General features: G+C 56.8%; 16 protein-coding genes and 4 pseudogenes. 12 read left to right on the forward strand and 8 right to left on the reverse strand.

Features of this window, described 5'->3' with window-relative positions:
- The first annotated feature begins 131 nt into the window (after positions 1–131).
- Together RGU44_RS07875 and thpR are read left to right on the forward strand one after the other, a co-directional pair.
- Complete coding sequence (locus RGU44_RS07875) at positions 132–437, forward strand: pentapeptide repeat-containing protein (RefSeq protein WP_322179063.1); 306 nt, start codon at positions 132–134, stop codon at positions 435–437.
- Positions 438–522: 85 nt separating this feature from the next.
- Positions 523–1,068 carry an RNA 2',3'-cyclic phosphodiesterase gene (gene thpR, locus RGU44_RS07880; protein WP_322217789.1) on the forward strand — a complete coding sequence of 182 codons (546 nt, stop codon included), beginning with the start codon at positions 523–525 and terminating at the stop codon, positions 1,066–1,068.
- A 47-nt stretch (positions 1,069–1,115) separates the two neighbouring features.
- On the opposite strand, the gene RGU44_RS07885 is transcribed toward thpR, so the two are convergent.
- Positions 1,116–1,736 carry a cell wall hydrolase gene (locus RGU44_RS07885; RefSeq protein ID WP_322183137.1) on the reverse strand — a complete coding sequence of 207 codons (621 nt, stop codon included), beginning with the start codon at positions 1,734–1,736 and terminating at the stop codon, positions 1,116–1,118.
- A 148-nt stretch (positions 1,737–1,884) separates the two neighbouring features.
- On the opposite strand from RGU44_RS07885, the gene RGU44_RS07890 reads away from it, so the two are divergent.
- The gene (locus tag RGU44_RS07890; protein ID WP_322216545.1) at positions 1,885–2,655 is read left to right on the forward strand and encodes a phytanoyl-CoA dioxygenase family protein; all 771 of its coding nucleotides are present in this window, start codon (positions 1,885–1,887) and stop codon (positions 2,653–2,655) included.
- 133 nt (positions 2,656–2,788) lie between these two features.
- A complete protein-coding gene (locus RGU44_RS07895; protein ID WP_322216547.1) occupies positions 2,789–3,640 on the forward strand; it encodes a CAP domain-containing protein in 852 nt (283 codons plus the stop codon).
- Between the two features lie 18 nt (positions 3,641–3,658).
- Here RGU44_RS07895 and RGU44_RS07900 read toward each other — a convergent pair whose 3' ends face one another.
- Both RGU44_RS07900 and RGU44_RS07905 read right to left on the reverse strand, forming a co-directional pair.
- A complete protein-coding gene (locus RGU44_RS07900) occupies positions 3,659–4,381 on the reverse strand; it encodes a GNAT family N-acetyltransferase (RefSeq protein WP_322179060.1) in 723 nt (240 codons plus the stop codon).
- Between the two features lie 194 nt (positions 4,382–4,575).
- A complete protein-coding gene (locus RGU44_RS07905; protein ID WP_322179059.1) occupies positions 4,576–5,616 on the reverse strand; it encodes a formylglycine-generating enzyme family protein in 1,041 nt (346 codons plus the stop codon).
- 346 nt (positions 5,617–5,962) lie between these two features.
- On the opposite strand from RGU44_RS07905, the gene RGU44_RS07910 reads away from it, so the two are divergent.
- Both RGU44_RS07910 and pcsA read left to right on the forward strand, forming a co-directional pair.
- Positions 5,963–8,494 (forward strand): arylsulfatase, encoded by a 2,532-nt coding sequence (locus tag RGU44_RS07910; RefSeq protein WP_322216550.1) that lies wholly within the window; start codon positions 5,963–5,965, stop codon positions 8,492–8,494.
- 281 nt (positions 8,495–8,775) lie between these two features.
- Entirely contained in the window at positions 8,776–9,495 is a 720-nt protein-coding gene (gene pcsA / locus RGU44_RS07915; protein WP_322179057.1) for a phosphatidylcholine synthase, read from the forward strand.
- 153 nt (positions 9,496–9,648) lie between these two features.
- Here pcsA and RGU44_RS07920 read toward each other — a convergent pair whose 3' ends face one another.
- The 3 genes and pseudogenes from RGU44_RS07920 to RGU44_RS24985 form a co-directional block, all read right to left on the reverse strand.
- The gene (locus RGU44_RS07920) at positions 9,649–9,996 is read right to left on the reverse strand and encodes a hypothetical protein (RefSeq protein WP_322179056.1); all 348 of its coding nucleotides are present in this window, start codon (positions 9,994–9,996) and stop codon (positions 9,649–9,651) included.
- 224 nt (positions 9,997–10,220) lie between these two features.
- Positions 10,221–10,466 carry a LysR substrate-binding domain-containing protein gene (locus RGU44_RS24980; protein ID WP_407074645.1) on the reverse strand — a complete coding sequence of 82 codons (246 nt, stop codon included), beginning with the start codon at positions 10,464–10,466 and terminating at the stop codon, positions 10,221–10,223.
- Positions 10,429–10,632 (reverse strand): annotated as a pseudogene (locus RGU44_RS24985) (LysR family transcriptional regulator); the annotation flags it as partial. The gene RGU44_RS24980 and the pseudogene RGU44_RS24985, both read right to left, overlap by 38 nt.
- A gap of 101 nt (positions 10,633–10,733) precedes the next feature.
- Between RGU44_RS24985 and RGU44_RS07930 the strand changes: the two are divergent.
- Positions 10,734–11,728, forward strand: a pseudogene (locus RGU44_RS07930) (aldo/keto reductase).
- A gap of 332 nt (positions 11,729–12,060) precedes the next feature.
- On the forward strand, positions 12,061–12,630 hold the full coding sequence (locus RGU44_RS07935) for a nucleotidyltransferase family protein (RefSeq protein ID WP_322179055.1): 570 nt from the start codon (positions 12,061–12,063) through the stop codon (positions 12,628–12,630).
- A 313-nt stretch (positions 12,631–12,943) separates the two neighbouring features.
- Here RGU44_RS07935 and RGU44_RS07940 read toward each other — a convergent pair whose 3' ends face one another.
- A complete protein-coding gene (locus tag RGU44_RS07940) occupies positions 12,944–13,357 on the reverse strand; it encodes a helix-turn-helix domain-containing protein (RefSeq protein WP_322179054.1) in 414 nt (137 codons plus the stop codon).
- 98 nt (positions 13,358–13,455) lie between these two features.
- Between RGU44_RS07940 and RGU44_RS07945 the strand changes: the two genes are divergently transcribed.
- The 3 genes from RGU44_RS07945 to RGU44_RS07955 all read left to right on the forward strand — a co-directional run bounded on the left by RGU44_RS07945 (position 13,456) and on the right by RGU44_RS07955 (position 15,551).
- A complete protein-coding gene (locus tag RGU44_RS07945) occupies positions 13,456–14,391 on the forward strand; it encodes an aromatic alcohol reductase (RefSeq protein ID WP_322216553.1) in 936 nt (311 codons plus the stop codon).
- A gap of 178 nt (positions 14,392–14,569) precedes the next feature.
- Positions 14,570–14,731, forward strand: coding sequence for a DUF2986 domain-containing protein (locus RGU44_RS07950; RefSeq protein ID WP_322179052.1), 162 nt, complete (start codon positions 14,570–14,572; stop codon positions 14,729–14,731).
- A gap of 247 nt (positions 14,732–14,978) precedes the next feature.
- Positions 14,979–15,551, forward strand: coding sequence for a DUF167 family protein (locus RGU44_RS07955; RefSeq protein ID WP_322217790.1), 573 nt, complete (start codon positions 14,979–14,981; stop codon positions 15,549–15,551).
- Here RGU44_RS07955 and RGU44_RS07960 read toward each other — a convergent pair.
- Positions 15,462–16,082, reverse strand: a pseudogene (locus tag RGU44_RS07960) (DMT family transporter); the annotation flags it as partial. The gene RGU44_RS07955 and the pseudogene RGU44_RS07960 sit on opposite strands and share 90 nt — an antisense overlap.
- Here RGU44_RS07960 and RGU44_RS07965 point away from each other — a divergent pair.
- Positions 16,072–16,578: pseudogene (locus tag RGU44_RS07965) on the forward strand (IS66 family transposase); the annotation flags it as partial. The pseudogenes RGU44_RS07960 and RGU44_RS07965 sit on opposite strands and share 11 nt — an antisense overlap.
- Positions 16,579–16,624: the final 46 nt, after the last annotated feature.

Genomic DNA, 16,624 nt, shown 5'->3' on the forward strand with positions numbered 1-16,624 from the left:
AGCTTTGCCCTGGATACCAACATGCAGCACAGCGCCGCAGGCGTACGACCCTCCCCACTGAGCCGAATCAGGCAAGCTTCACCGGCTGTAAGCTGACCGAAGCCAACTTCACCCAAGTGTCGGCGCTTGGCATGACGTTCAGCGATACGCTTCTTATTGGCGCGTATTTGCCGGGGTTCTCGTTCTACAAGACGGAAATCGACAACCTTGATCTGTCCGATGCGGAGCTGACTGATGCCGACTTTCGCCATGCGGTGTTCGTCGGTGGCAGCCTGGCCAATGCCCGAGTGAACGGTGCGCGGTTCGACAATGCGGATCTGCGCGATACCAGTCTTCAAGGGCTGAAGCTGACTGACGCCAAGCTGTTCAAGGGATCGATCATCTCGAGAGCCCAGGCCGGGATGTTGCTGTCCGGCCTGGGCCTTACGGTAGCGTGAGCCTGACCGGATGCTTTGCGCTATCGTGAGTGATCAAATGGCACTCATTTCAACCAAGTCAAACTGCGACCTGGAGGGGCAAGGCATGGGTCGTGAAGCTCGTGAGCAAGGCGAACCGCTCAAGCGTCTGTTTTTCGCCCTGCCCTGCGCAGATGCACAACGCCGGGCCATCGCCCAATGGCGAAGCGCTCTTGAGCTAAGCGGCGGACGCCCAGTGCCTGCGGAAAATTTTCATTTGACGCTGATGTTTCTGGGCTCTGTTGCTGTGAGTCAAATCCCGGACATCTGCGCCGCTGCCGCACGGATTAGAACGCCAGGCAGGCCGTGGACTGTACCTCTCGACCGCCTGGATGTATGGCCTCAATCCAACGTTTTATTACTCGCTCCAGCACAGTCGCCACGGGTTTTACGCCAGCTGGTCTATGCCTTGCAACAGGCGCTGTTACCCCTTGGGTTTGTGGACGCCGCCCGTGAGTTTCGCCCTCACCTGACCTTGATGCGGGACTATCGAGCACCTGTCCCTGAGTCCAACACTCCACCAGACTTTCACCTAAGCGCCAGACACCTCATCCTATTCGAGTCGCACAAAGGCCGCTATCGACCGCTGGCCGAATGGCCTCTGGTTTCGTAGACGCCCGCCCCGCCCATTCGGATAGGTATTGTCTGCTCAGCCAAGGCCTATCGTGCTGTGCCATCGTGAGGCTTATAGAAGAGAAACTTCCCGGTCTCGGCTGTTTTGATATAGTCCTTGGCCCAGTCGGGCGACACGTTCTTGCCGTGGAAATACATAGCGCCGTGGGTTCGGTCTGTGAGTTCTTGGTTGAGCGCTTTTCGCGCTATTTCCTTGGCAATCGCATAAGGAGCGTCCTCTTCTACCTGATCCGAACGCCCATCACACCACCACGAAAACTGACAGGCATGCTTTTCAGAGCCTTGCTTGACCACCGCGCACACCGTATCTGGAAAACCCTCATGGCCAAGTCGGTTCATGACAACGCTGGCGACGGCTTCCATGTCGGCAGAGGCCCCGCCTTTGGCTTCCCAGTAGACGGAGCGTGCAAGACAGGTAATTGCATCGTCCAAAGGTGCTTTCCCTACGGGATCGACCGCCTGCGCTTCAGGTTGCGTGATGGCCTCGGCCTTGGGCGCAGGTGTCGCGCTCCCCTTCTCTGCAGCTTTCTGCTCCAGGACCTGGGCTTTGTCCACCGCCGCTTCTTTATTTTGCTCTTGGTCAGCCGCAATCGCCGGCTTCCCGAGAAGGGCTATTGCGAAGCAGATTGCTATCCCTATAAGGCGCATAGTCGAACCTTCTTGACTCATGTAGTGGTCAAATCATTCCAACAGACTACATGCTACGCTTTTGCTGTCAGCTGACCACTCGGCCACTGGTGAAAAGCCCTCAGTGCCAGTATGAGTTGGCGCTATCTGCGTTTTCCGGGGGCGCGACATGACCGCCACAGAGATATTGTCATCAATGACCGCCAGCCGTCTTGAGGCGTTGCACCAAGACGGCTTCGTACTGCTGCCCGGAGTGCTGGAGGGTTCGCAAATAACCACGCTGCGCAAGGCTATCGACTGCCTTGACCCGCAGCATTGGGACTACAGCGGCCTGCTCGATCATTACAAGTGCGTGTTCAACCGCGACCCGTTGTGGCTGCCGTTTCTCGACCTGAGCGGGATCATCGAGCTGGCCGAGGCTGCTCTAGGAACCGATTGCCACATCATCGGCCAGACCGCCTGGCGCTGCCATCCCGGCTTCGTCGGTACCGAACTGCATCTGGACTACCTGGTGATGGAGCTGCCGCAAAGCCTGCTGGGCGACCCCTCGTTCGAGTTGCCGATGCAGATCTGCACCGCGCACCTCTACCTCGACGATATTGATGCAGACCTCAGCCCCACTCGGGTTATCCCGGGTAGCCACCGGGCCGGGCGTCCGCCGACTGACGGTGAAAACCAGTGGCAAGGCTGTACTGCACAGCCGGTGCTGTGCCGGGCCGGGGACGTACTGATGTTTCGCAGCGAACTGTGGCACGCAGGTAGCAACAACCAAACCCTCGACCGCACGCGCTACCTGTTGCAGGTGCACTACGGCCGGCGCATGGTGGCGCAGAAATTCGCGCCCTATCTGCACTGGCGCTTCAACCCCATAGTGTTGGCGGCGGCCTCGCCACGTCAGCGGCGTCTGTTGGGAGAGCATCAGGAAGCGGAATACGATTGACCCTTTGACTTGATGTCACCTGACGCGAAATATGTCGCATCTGCCAAACATTTTCGGTTCGACGTGAAAAGGCGTTGCGCTAGGTGGGGCGAAATCGCGCATCATGGGCGCAGTCAGTTAAAGAGAGACTTCCATGCGCGTCCTATCATCCGTTATGCGTATTGCCGCATTGTCCCTGGGCCTGGTGTGCGCCGCCACTGCCGTGGCGACCGAGGACACCCAACTGGTCGAGTCGATCAACGCTTACCGCAGCCAAGTGCAGCGCTGCGCGGGCCAGGCATCCCAGGAGTTGCCACCGCTAGCGTCCGATCCGCGCCTGGTCCTGCCCGCCAATAGTGTCGGAGACCTGCAGCAGGCGCTGGCGCGGGCGACCTATCCGATGGTCAACGTGCAGGCGATCAGCCTGTCCGGGCCGCGTGATGCGCAGTCGGCCATGACGGCTGTGCGAGAGAGCTTTTGCCAAGTCGTGCTGGACCCGCAATTCGTCGATATCGGCGTGAGCCAGGAGGGCCGTGAGTGGCGCATCGTGCTGGCGCGTCCGATGTTGGCTGGGCGCTTGGGCGACTGGCAAGCGGAAGGACAGAAGCTCCTCGAAATGATCAACACCGCACGCACGCGGCCGCGCCAGTGCGGCGCCCAATCCTTTGCGGCCACGACACCGCTGACCTGGAACGCGATGCTCGCGACGGCAGCCGAGAACCATGCCCGAGCAATGGCTAACAACAACTTCTTTGATCATAAAGGCCGCGATGGCCACACACCGGGCGACCGGGCTGAACTGGCAGGCTACGTCGGTCAGCAAATCGGCGAAAACATTGCCGCCGGGCAGGACATCGCGCGCAAGGTGGTCGATGGCTGGCTCGCCAGCTCCGGTCACTGCGCCAACCTGATGAACCCACAATTCCGCGAGCTGGGCGCAGCCTATGCGGTTGATCCGAAGAGTGATGCGGGGATTTACTGGACGGCTATGTTCGGCTCGCAGTGAGTGCCTGAACGCATCATCCTAGAGCACGCGTGGCCCACGCCCGCTGTTTTGCGCCGCAGCCTCTCCAAGACGCTCCAGCACAAAGGCCTTCGCGTGACGTGTCATTTGGTCGAGATGTCGGTCGCGCTGCTTCTCGGCATCCACCATCGCTTTTTTCCCATGTTGCTGAAGCAGATAAGTATGAATCTGCCGCACCTCCACAGTTTTATAGATAGGCGCTACGTCCAGCACCGCCAACAGGCTGTCCGTACCGTGGTCACGGGTATTCATGAGCACCTGAGGACCGCGCACGCCCACAACCTGAAACCTCATTGACTCGAAATACGGCACCTTGGCAACGAAGCAGGCCAGCTCGGCATGAGGGTATCGACCGACCATTTCCTGCAGCATCGCGCGCGCAACACCCCGACGTCGGTGACTTGCCTGCACAGCCATATAGGCCACTGCACAGGCTTCTGGATCGTTCTTCACTGGCAGATACAGCAAGAAGCCGACGACTGCGCAAGGGTCCTGAGCATCCAACGCTACGATCAACTCGACCGGAATACCTTTGGAGCCGTCCATAGCGTCCAGATAGAGATGAACCTCGTATCCGATACCGTATTGATACAGGTTGTAGAGGGGATTGCTCGGTGCGATCGCCACCATACTAATGTCGGTTACGTAATCGACGACCATCTGCAAAATCTGGCTTTTGATGGACTCGGGCGGCGGGGTTTCAAAGAGGGTGATGGTGGACATTACGTATCTGACTCCGGGACTAAGGCGTGCCCGTGACTTGAAGGATCAGCGCCGGGCGGGCTCATCATAACGTGTCTTCACGCTAACAAAGTGTTGCGCGGTTTGCCCTCTGCCCTCCCCCAGCCGCCAGAACGTCGTTGCGGCGCTACCGCGTTGATAAACCGCGATACCTTCTTCGCGCCTGCGTATCGCATTCAGCGGCTTTTTCCCCATTGATCATTACTCATCGCCAAGCGAAACCCGAGGTGCGACATGGCATTCATCGGATCCGCCCCCTGCCTGGCGCTGGTTCGAAAGCTCGTGCAGTAGCTGTCACTGCAAAGAAAAGATCCACCGCGAATCACACGCTGCGGTGCATTGGCTGTTACCCCGAGTGCCGGGTCATAACTCTGGAGCGGACCCATCGGGTTAAACGATACTTCGCCAGCCGGCTGAAGCTTGAGCCCTACTCTGAACGCATCAGCGCGATACCAATCGGCGATCCACTGCCAAACGTTCCCTGACATGTCGTACAGCCCATAAGCGTTGGGCCTGTAACTGCCTACAGGCTGGGTGCCAATCTTGAATTTATTGCGGGACCCTGTAACAGGGAACGGTTGTACCTCATTCCAGGTATTGGCCATCTTTTCGCCGCCCGGCGTGAAATCACTCCCCCATGCATAGTCCGCTTGTTCCAGCCCGCCTCTTGCGGCGTATTCCCATTCAGCCTCGGTCAACAGGCGCTTGTGTGCCCACTTTGCGTACGCCTCTGCATCCTCATGTGAAACCTGAACGACCGGATGGGTTTCCTTGCCTTCGATTGTACTGTCGGGGCCAGACGGGTGGCGCCAGTCAGCCCCCTGGACAAACGCCCACCACTGGCTGAAATCATTCAGGGGGATTGGCCTGTCTGCGCCCACAAAAACCAATGCCCCGGGCACCATGACGCTGTCATCCGGTTCTGGCGTACCAGGTGATAGCTGTACTTTCAGATCATCCCATTTGGGTTTGCGTTCGGCAGTGGTCACGTAATGTGTTTCAGAAATAAAACGGGCGTAATCTGCGTTGGTAACGTCGTTGCGGTCAATCCAATAACCATCGAGTCGAACCTTATGGGCAGGCCCCTCATTGGGTCGCGCCTTCTTATGATCGCTCCCCATCAAGAATTCACCGGGAGGAATCCAGACCATATCCAAAGGGCCATTTTTCCCATCACCCAGCGTCAAAGGCGATGGACCACGAATGTACTGATTCACAGCAAAAGCCAGGCAGGCAGACACTACCCCGACTGCGACTATGGCAATGCCCCAGCGCCGTTTCCTGACAAGCATTTGTGCGCCCCTTGGTTTCCTTCAGGCTGAGGTCATTGCTCAGCCTTTCTGACGTCAGGATCAGTTATAGACACCGTACCTCTCTTGTCAAAGGGCATACGGGTTACAGACAGCGCCAGAACTTCAGCGCCAGCGAGCCGCACGGCGAGATTGATCAGGCTTACGGCTGTCGGTTAAAACAGGACAACCCGAGCCAAATTTGAACCAAAAGCTATCATCAGCCTGAGCAGTAACCGACACGTAGCGGCGCATGCCCGCACCGGAGCACATGATGAGTGTCCCTCGTTCAACCTCAGCTCGGCGAACTGTCCACCCCTTACTACGATGCCTCGCCCTTGGCCTCGGTGTATTCATCGGCTGCGCACACGCCGATCAACTCAATGGCCCCCCCGGCGCAACCAGCACCACCCGAGTGATTTCCGGGCAGCAGCTACCCCCGCCCGACCTGCCGTTCGAGGGCTCGATCACGGACATCGCGCAAAGCTCAAAACCCTACTGGCCGGCGACGATAGTCCCGCCCAAGGGCGCGCCGAATGTGTTGCTGATAATCACCGACGACGCCGGCTATGGTGTGTCCAGTACCTTTGGCGGGGTGATCCCGACGCCGAGCATGGATCGCATCGCGGCCAACGGCCTGCGCTTCAACGACTTCAACTCCACCGCACTGTGCTCGCCTACCCGCGCAGCGCTCATTACCGGACGCAACCATCACTCGGTCGGCTTCGGGACTGTTTCAGAAGCCGCCACCGGCTATCCCGGCTATGACAGCGTCATTGAAAAGGACACGGCGACTGTCGGCCGCATACTGCAGGAGAATGGGTACCACACCTCCTGGTTCGGCAAGGATCACAACACTCCCGCCTTCCAGGCCAGCCAGGCCGGCCCCTTCGATCAGTGGCCAACCGGCATGGGCTTTGAGTACTTCTACGGTTTTGTCGGTGGTGACACCAATCAGTGGCAACCCAACCTGTTCCGCAACACCACACCGATCTATCCGTTCGAGGGCAAGCCCGGCTGGAACCTGACCACGGGGATGGCCGACGATGCGATCGACTACATGCAACGCATGAACGCGCTGACGCCGGACCGACCGTTCTTTGTCTACTACGCGCCCGGAGGCACCCACGCGCCGCACCACCCGACGCAGGAGTGGATCAAGAAAATCAGCGACATGCACCTCTTCGACGGCGGCTGGAACCAGCTGCGCGAGACCATTTTCGCCAACCAGAAGAAGCTCGGCGTGGTCCCGCCGAATACCCTGCTGACGCCTTGGCCAAAAGATCTGCTACCCGAATGGGACAGCCTGAGCGCCGACCAGAAGAAGCTGTATATCCGCCAGGCTGAGGTGTTCGCCGCTTATGAGGCCTACACCGACCACGAGATTGGCCGGGTGATCCAGACTGTCGAGGATATGGGCAAGCAGGACAACACCCTGATCATCTATATCACTGGCGACAATGGCACCAGCTCTGAAGGGCAGATGTTCGGTACACCCAACGAAGTCGCCATGTTCAACGGCGTGCAAATACCGGTCGAGTTGCAGCTGAAGAAATTCTATGACGCCTGGGGCACCGACCAGACCTATAACCACATGGCCGCTGGCTGGGCCTGGGCCTTCGATGTGCCCTTCACGTGGGTCAAGCAGGTAGCTTCGCACATGGGCGGCGTGCGCCAGGGCATGGCGATTTCCTGGCCTGCGCGGATCACTGACAAGGGCGGCATCCGCTCCCAGTTCCACCACGTCATCGACATCGTACCGACCATCCTGGAGGCCGCCGGCATCAGTGCGCCAAAGCTGGTGAATGGCATTGTCCAGAAACCGATCGAGGGCACCAGCCTGCTCTACACCTTCGACAAGGCCAACGCCGAAGCGCCCTCTACCCACAAGACCCAGTACTTCGAGATGATGGGCGACCATGCTCTCTATCACGACGGCTGGATCGCCAGTACCAAGGTCGTGCGGGCACCGTGGGACATGACCGCCAAAGCAACCGATCCGATGAAGATGGAATGGGAGCTGTACAACCTGAACGAGGACTACTCGCAGTCCACCGATCTGGCGACGCAACATCCCGAAAAGCTCAAGCAGATGCAGGCCATGTTTATGGACGAGGCGCGCAAGTATCAGGTACTGCCGCTGGATACCTCGGTACTGCCACGGATGATCGCCCCGAGACCGAGCATTACAGCCGGGCGCAATATGTTTACCTGGACCCATCCGCTGATTGGTACGCCCAATGGTGACGCGCCGAGCGTGCTGAATACCTCCTACACCTTCACTGCCGAGGTGGAGGTTGCGCAAAACGGCGCCGAAGGCATGCTGATCACCCAAGGCGGACGCTTCGCCGGCTACGGTTTCTATGTCCTGAAGAGTAAACCGGTGTTCCTGTGGAACCTGATCGATCTGGAGCGAGTGCGCTGGGAAGGTGCCGACGCACTCACGCCGGGTAAGCATGTGCTGGAGTTCGACTTCAAGTACGACGGCCTGGGCGCTGAAACTCTGGGGTTCAACAATTTCTCCGGTGTCGGTCGCGGCGGTATGGGCACCCTCAAGGTGGATGGCAAGGTGGCGGATCAACACAAAATGGACCACAGTTTGCCCTTCACCCTGGCATGGGACGAAAGTCTGGATATCGGCTCTGACACCCTCACCGGGGTCAACGACGCCGATTATCTGCCGCCGTTCACCTTCACCGGCAAGCTGAACAAGATCACCCTGAAGATCGACCGGCCTCAGCTAAGCAAAGCCGATATCGAGAAACTGGAGCAAGCCCAGCGCGCCATCGAAAGCGGCAAAGAGTAAGGCCCGAGGTCGAAAGCGAACCGCGGGAGACCTTTCGACCGGCTTCCCTTGAAGCCACGCCATAGTTGTAGAGTTTTTTGTTTGCCGCTCGCAGCCACTGCGAGCAACACCGCTTAGAAGTACTGTCCTGCCAAGCCACAAAGTGAGTCGCAGCCCCAAATACGTCTTGCCGGTGAACCTTATCACCGGATACCCGGTCGATAGTTGCAACCTAGCTTGCTTTTCCGGTGACCCCGTCGAGGGTGGTCACCGGACTGCTTTACTTCCTGGAGAACGTCCCCGTGATATCGACTCTACGCATAGCCAGACTCAAAGCATGGGGCGCCCATGGTTTTACCGCCACCGGCGTGGTCACTGCTTTTTTGGCGACCATCGCATTATTCGAGAATCAACCTAAAGCCTGCCTGCTGTGGTTAGGCGTCGCTCTGATAGTGGATGGACTGGACGGTGCGCTGGCCCGCAAGGTCAATGTTCAATCCGTACTGCCGGGTTTCGACGGGTCCGTCCTGGATCTTGTCATCGACTACCTGACGTATGTATTTATCCCGGCCCTGTTCATCTATCGCTATATCCCGCTGCCGGACTACACGCTGCTGCTGACCATATCGCTAATCCTGGTGTCGTCGCTCTTTTGCTTCTGCAACGTGAACATGAAGAGCAAGGACAACTACTTTCAAGGCTTCCCTGCAGCGTGGAACGTCGTCACCCTGTGTATTTACATCATCTCCCCAACGCCCTGGCTAACGCTGATCACCATTATCGGGTTGGCACTATTGACCCTGACCCGGATCAAATTCCTTCACCCCTTCCGCGTCCGTCGGTTCATGCCCATCAACATTGCAGTGACGTCCATTTGGCTACTGTGCAGCCTGTCGCTGGTTGTAAACCATCCCTCCAGCAACCCGATGGTGATAGGGCTGTGGCTCGCGATGTCAGCGTATTTTTTGGGCATCTGCGCCTGGCGCACGTCAGTGGAGTGGCTCGACAGTTCGCGTGCATGAAGATAACGGGGTCAGCGGCAGCAGGCGAACGCTCCACTCGGATTTTTCACACAGTGAATCGCCCCTGATTTTGCAGGCACATCCGAAGAGCTGCTTCCGGCTGATTTGAGCAAATGTCCAAGGCCCGCATTGCGGGCCTTGAATTATTGTGGATTAGAAGGGAAACGGCAGTGGGGAAACCACTGCATTCAGGTGGCTCAGGAAGAGAAAACCGGAAACCAGTACCGCATTGATCGACCAGGCCACCGTTAGAAAGCGAGCGATCTGACCGTACATGGGCTCACCGACATTATCCGCATTGCGCCATACAGCATTGAGCACGCAAGCGGTATAAACCACAAAACTTAGCAACATGAGGCCAAACAGAGACGTGACAACCTGATTAAAGGCCATCAGGATCAGGCCAAACAGTACATTGCTGAGCACTACGCCATAGAGCCAGAAGACCACCCACAGCGGGGTGCTACCCTGCGAGTTCAACCACTGCTGAAGCTTGCTCATCACGTCTCCCAGGGCCACCAATGACCCGCTTGAACCTGGAAGCCCATACGCCTAGACCCAGGTACTGGTTGATGCGGACTTGCCGGGCGCCGCACATGATTTTTAGTCTAGCGTGCTTTTTCCGCCTTGCCCGTGACGGAGTACGGGCAGATCGACACGTCAGCCAAGGCATCGCTGATTTGCATCAATCTGCAACCTATAACGGTTCCACTGCCCCAATACCTTCACCGGTTTTCTGGAGGCCGCAACGCCTCCACGACCAACATCAATGCGGGCGAGGCACGTCGACTGGCGTAGTAAGCGTGGTAGCCGGTAAACGTTGTCGCCCACTCGTCAAGTACCGACACCAGCCTACCCTGCGCAACGTGTTCCTCGACAGCATTGAGGGGCAGCCATGCCAGACCGTTCCCGGACAGCGCTGCGGCGACGATCAGTTTGGTACAAGCGTTCGCCCGCTTCGGTGGGAGCAACGCTGCGCGTGGTCCGGTTGAGAAGCTTCAGGTCCAGTCTCCGTTCCAAAGTGCGGATGGTCTGGCTGAGCGCGGATTGCGTCACCCCTAGCTGTGCGGCCGCGCGGGTGAAACTGCCCGCGCGTACCACGGCCGCAAAACTGGCCAAGTCATCGAAGCGCGCCATTGATAAGCCTACCTACTAAGTGCATGTCGATTCAGCAGTCTAGTCATTCCGAGGCAGGCTGCCTAAAGTAATTGTCATCGGTTAACGACAAGGACACGCACATGAAAACACGTCAACTGGGCCACAATGGTCTCACCGTTTCGGCGCTCGGTCTGGGCTGCATGGGCATGAGCGCCAACTACGGCCCTCCGGCCGACAAGCAAGAGATGTCGCGCTGATCCGTATGGCGGTAGAGAGAGGCGTCACATTCTTCGACACGGCCGAGGTCTATGGCCCATTCGTCAACGAAGAGCTTGTTGGCGAGGCGCTCGCGCCGTTCAAGGGCCAGGTTTCCATTGCCACCAAGTTCGGCTTCGACCTCGACACGGAGACGGCACAGCGCCGAGGCGGACTGGACAGCCGGCCCGAGCACATAAAGGCGGTCGCGGAAGCCTCGCTACGGCGCCTCAAGATTGACGCAATTGATCTGTTCTACCAGCACCGCGTCGACCCGGCCGTGCCTATCGAAGATGTGGCCGGAGCGGTCAAGGACCTGATCGCGCAAGGCAAGGTTCACCACTTCGGCCTCTCGGAGCCAGCAGCGGCCACGGTTCGCCGAGCGCATGCCGTGCAGCCGGTGACAGCGGTCCAGAGCGAATACTCCCTGCTCTTCCGGGGACCGGAAGCCGAAATACTGCCGACGCTCGAAGAACTCGGCATCGGTTTCGTACCCTTCAGCCCATTGGGTGCGGGCTTCCTGACCGGCAAAATGGACGAGAACACACGGTTCGACAGTTCCGACTTCCGCTCGCGTGTTCCGCGCCTCGCTCCAGAAGCGCTCAAGGCGAATCTGGCGCTGGTCGATCTGCTGCGCGACGTCGCGCTGCGCAAGGATGCGACGCCTGCACAAATAGCACTCGCGTGGCTATTGGCGCAAAAGCCATGGATTGTGCCCATTCCCGGAACGACCAAATTGCATCGGCTCGACGAGAACCTCGGCGCGATGGCAGTGGAGCTCACCGGCGATGACCTGCGAATGATTGATTCGGCCGCGTCAAAGATCGTGGTGCAGGGTGCCCGGTTGCCCGAAGCCGTACTACGAATGACAGGCGGTTAATAACCGCCTACTGCACATCAGCGAGCGGCGGTACCGTCGGAATCATGACTCCCGGTATTTTTTCTAAGCAAAAAGAGAATTGACCGTGCCCCATGTAATCGTCATCTCTACCCCACTCGCGAGAGATGATTGATCGATCCTCGGGGTGAGGGATACCGGCACATGATTGAGGTATCGGCGGGTAAAAACGCCGCGACACCCCGGACGAAGTTGGCACTGTCGGCGCGCTGCTTATGGCCCCGAGCGTGTAAAAGGGCTGTCCTTCGCGAAATTTTATTATGCTTTGATGTATTGTCGGTCACTCGGGCTCGATCGACTCCAAAGGGATAAAAATGACATTGACTGTCGAAAGGTTGGTCAGGATAGCAATGGCCAATCCAATAAACGCTGAAATTACCTTACGCTTGCCCTCACTCGGTTTGAGTCAATGCATGCTCACTGCGGGCTGTCTGTTCCAAGCGGTCTGGAATCATCAGTCGCACCTGCCGTCAGCGTGGGGAGTAAAGGATTACGACGTTTTTTACTTCGACAACGATCTGTCTTGGGAGGCCGAGAATGAGGTCATCAACTCGGCTCAGCGTCTCTTCCAAGACCTTGACGTTAACGTTGATATCAAGAATCAGGCTCGCGTCCACCTTTGGTACAGTCAGCGGTTTGGCAGGTCTTATCCTCAACTTCTGTCGGTTAAAGACGGTATTGATCGTTACCTGATTGCGGGTACGTGTATTGGGCTGGATGCTGAAACGGGTGAGATCTATGCGCCCTACGGCTTGGCCGACGTCGAGCAGGGGGTTCTTCGTATCAATCCCAAAAATCACCAGCCAGACTTGTTCGAGCAGAAGGCGAACAGTTATCAAGCTCGCTGGCCTTGGCTCAGGATCATAGAAACCGACATTACATAAAGACCGTACATCATCACGGTACCGTTGAATCGAGACACGTCGGCAGATACTGGCCGACCGGTTCATCATCCCGCGAGCCTGCTGAATATCTAGATATACAACTATCTCAACCGTTTTCAGTCGAGCTGGCGCCTGGAGCGAGAAACCCGGGGAAGCCACCATCGCACAATTGGGCAAGCGTCTCAAAGCGCAGGCATCGCCAATGCCGGCGGGACGTTCAGTACCGATCTACACATCACGCCATTCGAACTCGATGAGTTTATTCAGGATCGATTTCTGTCAATTGTGACAAGCAGGAGCCGGCCAAGAGCAGTCACTTTGTACCCGTCAAATTTTCAGAGCCGTAGAGAATACGAGCATCACGAAAGTTTTCAGCGTTTTCGGCGACCCACATCCATAACGGAATCATCCGCGCAAGAAGTCCATACCCCAGTTCCGACAATTCATAGTCGACACGCGGTGGTATTTCGCCGTAATCCCGACGTAAAACCAAACCGTCCCTTTCCAGCTGTCGCAAGCTGCGAGTCAGCATTCGTTGCGTCACCCCATTCATACGCCTACCTATTTCCGCATGCCGCAACGGCCCTTCCACACCTAATGTGTGGACGATTCCCAAAGACCAGCGATTACCTGCGTGAGTGAGCACTTCTCGCTTCAATCCGTCGTCTTCTGCACTCAATGCTTCGCACGCGGCTTGAGATTGCCTGATGATTTCTTCGTTATCCATTCGCCCCCCAGGATCACTCGTGTGCCTACTTATGAGCAGGCCCCAATGATGACAGGATAACAACCACTCACCATTGAACAGCAAACTGGAGGAAGTTTATGCACGCGGTAATTCCTGGAGAAACGGTCAATATTCTGGTGCTGGGGGCTGGGGAGCTCGGCATGTCTGTACTGCGCGAGCTTGCTATGGTCGCGTTAAGCAAAGGTGGCGCTCGCATTACTGTACTGCTGCGTCCATCGGCGGTCACCACTCAAGACGCTTCAAAGATGCACGCGATTGCAGAATTGCGTGGGCTAGGCATAGACACTTTGCAGGCTGATGTCATTCACGATTCAGTTGAAGAACTTGCAGAGCATTTCGGCCGATTCGACACGGTTGTCAGTTGCGTAGGTTTTATCGCAGGAGCCGGCACTCAGCTGAAGCTTGCGCGCGCCGCGCTTGTGTCAGGCGTAAAGCGCTATGTGCCTTGGCAATTTGGGGTGGACTACGACGTCATCGGCAAAGGCAGTCCGCAGGATCTGTTTGATGAGCAACTTGAGGTCCGCGAGCTACTGCGTGCGCAACGCACTACCGAATGGATCATCATTTCGACCGGGATGTTCACAAGCTTCCTGTTCGAGCCAGCGTTTGGCGTGGTTGATCTTGCACAGAATACGGTTCATGCGCTAGGCAGCTGGGACACCCAGGTCACCGTAACAACGCCGAAGGACATAGGAATGCTGACGGCGAAGATTATATTCGCCGACCCACGCCTCGCTAACGAGGTGATTTTCATCGCTGGAGACACCCTGACCTATACACAATTGGCGGACACAGTTGATGCAACACTCAATCGCACAGTATCTCGCGTCGAATGGAGCGTTCCCAAACTGAACAACGATCTCGCTGCTGCTCCAGACGAACAGATGCGAAAGTATCGAGCCGTGTTCGCTGAAGGCAAAGGAGTCGCTTGGGATAAGCACAACACTTTCAATGCTGCAAACGGTATTGATCTGATGACGGCGGCGGATTGGATCGAGCAGAATCTGAAGTGAATAAGGCAAGCTTCTGTCTTGGTCATTCCGCCAGGGGCGGTCATTCGGAGGCTTTCAGGATACCAGGGGCGATTCATCGCCTATTTTCAAGGTTATGCACTAATTGCGCACCACAGGGATCTGGCCCAATATTTCAAGCTGATATCATGCAAGAACTTACAAACCGAGCAAAAGAAATATGAATCGTCGTAAAAAAATAAAACAGTTATTAAAGGCTCACGCCAAAAAGGCCAGTGACAAATTGGCACCGCCAAGCAAGTCTAAATACATTAATAAAGCTGACCGATTGAAGCTAGCGGCTGAATCCAGTCACGACTCAATCATTTCTTCTGAGAGCTGATCTATGTAGCTTATGCACCACCGGAATTTACAAATTTGATTGGGCTATTCATTCCGATGGCACGTACCGCAAGGACGCGGCCTAACAACCCATTCAAGCCGAAGCCGCTTCGCAGCTCTGAATCGAACCAGATATGCACCATTTGATGTCTATTTACAGCTAGGCATTTTTATCCGACCTCTGCAGGATCCATGTGAAAAAAGCACGAGCAATTACCAGTAAAAAATCCTCCGGCCGTGGCGTTGAGATGTCCTCGTTTTGTGGGTGGGATGGAGAGGTTCTAGTTCTGAACATACTTGGAACTCCGAGTGCAAAAAAGGATGCCATCGGCAAGGCGAAAGGAAGTCAACTCAAGGTTAGCGTCACTGCCGCACCCGTAGCAGGCAGGGCGACTGACCACATGGTCAAGTTTCTCGCCCGAGAGTTTGACGTCTCGGTTTCTGACATCACGGTTGTGTTCGGTCGTTTTAATTTGAACAAGCAGATGCGTATAAGGGCGCCCGGAAGCTTACCTGCCGTAGTGGCCAAGGCCCTGGCGGAAGAAAAAATACCTGACCATTCGCTAAAAGCCCGACGCGCCCTAATGAATCGCCCTGCGGTCATGGACTGTTCCAGTGTCCGCTTGCCGACAAGACAGCAACTGCCAGGGATCGCTGGTTCTGCCGGTCGAGCCTTGAAGATAAAGTACCCAATCACTCCAGCGTTGCAAGGCAACTTTGGCCATGAGCGGCTACTTGGCAAATCTTCTCGCTCCAGCAACGCAGAGGATCACGGCAACGGTTATCCCCAGCATGCCAATGCTGACCTGCTCGTGAAGTAATGTGGCCGCCAGCGCCAATCCAAAGAAAGGCTGTAGAAGCTGAAGCTGTCCAACGGCAGCAATACCCCCTTGGGCAAGCCCGCGATACCAAAATACGAAACCGATCAGCATGCTGAAGAGCGAGACGTAAGCCAGGCTTAACCATACAGGCGTAGTGATCCCCGAGAACGAATTGGGTCTCAGGAACCAAGTCAGCGGTGCCACAACAGGTGTCGAAATAACCAATGCCCAGGAAATTACCTGCCAACCTCCCAGTGTTCTGGAAAGCTTCGCCCCTTCGGCATAACCAAGACCACATGCAAGGACTGCCAACAGCATCAGAATGTCTCCTTCGGCAGACGCTGTCAGACCCTGGAAAAAGGCGAACCCCATAACCAGCACGCTTCCCAGAACCGAAAAAAACCAGAACGCAGGCCGAAGGCGCTCGCCACCACGCAAAACACCGAAAACGGCGGTGGCGAGCGGCAACAGACCAAGAAAGATGATGGAATGCGCGGACGTCACAGACTGTAGAGCCAGCGCAGTCAACAAGAGCCAGCTCGCCGAACAGGCCTTGCGCTACATCCAGCAGCTGTACGAAATCGAGCTTGAAGTCTACGATCTGGAGCCGGATTTACGCCGTCGAATACGGAAAGAAAAAGCCATACCGGTGATGGACGCTTTGCATGCCTGGATGATCGCCCAGCGCCTGCTTGTGCACGACGGCTCGGCGATCAGCAAGGTTTTGGATTACAGCCTCAAACGCTGGACGGCGTTGTCTCGCTATCTCGAAGACGGGGCCGTACCCATTGACAATAATTGGGCCGAAAACCAGATTCGGCCGTGGGCGCTAAGTCGCAAGAATTGGCTGTTTGCGGGCTCGCTGCGCAGCGGCAAACGGGCAGCGGCGATCATGAGTTTGATCCAATCGGCGCGACTCAACGGACATGATCCGTATGCTTATTTGAAGGTCGTCCTCACGCGCCTGCCAACGCAGCGGGCGAGTGAAATCGATCAGTTGCTGCCGCATAAGTGGATGCCCGTTTAACCACGCGAAGTCGATAGAGCAGAATCGTATGGGCTAGGAGAAATGC

Origin of the sequence: Pseudomonas sp. 5C2 (assembly GCF_034314155.1) — a bacterium.
Taxonomy (GTDB): Bacteria; Pseudomonadota; Gammaproteobacteria; order Pseudomonadales; family Pseudomonadaceae; genus Aquipseudomonas.

Coding starts and splice junctions, on each gene's coding strand:
- RGU44_RS07875 (WP_322179063.1), top strand. CDS start 132: ATGACGTTCAGCGATACGCTTCTTATTGGCGCGTATTTGCCGGGGTTC.
- thpR (WP_322217789.1), top strand. CDS start 523: ATGGGTCGTGAAGCTCGTGAGCAAGGCGAACCGCTCAAGCGTCTGTTT.
- RGU44_RS07885 (WP_322183137.1), bottom strand. CDS start 1,736: ATGCGCCTTATAGGGATAGCAATCTGCTTCGCAATAGCCCTTCTCGGG.
- RGU44_RS07890 (WP_322216545.1), top strand. CDS start 1,885: ATGACCGCCACAGAGATATTGTCATCAATGACCGCCAGCCGTCTTGAG.
- RGU44_RS07895 (WP_322216547.1), top strand. CDS start 2,789: ATGCGCGTCCTATCATCCGTTATGCGTATTGCCGCATTGTCCCTGGGC.
- RGU44_RS07900 (WP_322179060.1), bottom strand. CDS start 4,381: ATGTCCACCATCACCCTCTTTGAAACCCCGCCGCCCGAGTCCATCAAA.
- RGU44_RS07910 (WP_322216550.1), top strand. CDS start 5,963: ATGAGTGTCCCTCGTTCAACCTCAGCTCGGCGAACTGTCCACCCCTTA.
- RGU44_RS07920 (WP_322179056.1), bottom strand. CDS start 9,996: ATGAGCAAGCTTCAGCAGTGGTTGAACTCGCAGGGTAGCACCCCGCTG.
- RGU44_RS07935 (WP_322179055.1), top strand. CDS start 12,061: ATGACATTGACTGTCGAAAGGTTGGTCAGGATAGCAATGGCCAATCCA.
- RGU44_RS07940 (WP_322179054.1), bottom strand. CDS start 13,357: ATGGATAACGAAGAAATCATCAGGCAATCTCAAGCCGCGTGCGAAGCA.
- RGU44_RS07945 (WP_322216553.1), top strand. CDS start 13,456: ATGCACGCGGTAATTCCTGGAGAAACGGTCAATATTCTGGTGCTGGGG.
- RGU44_RS07950 (WP_322179052.1), top strand. CDS start 14,570: ATGAATCGTCGTAAAAAAATAAAACAGTTATTAAAGGCTCACGCCAAA.
- RGU44_RS07955 (WP_322217790.1), top strand. CDS start 14,979: ATGTCCTCGTTTTGTGGGTGGGATGGAGAGGTTCTAGTTCTGAACATA.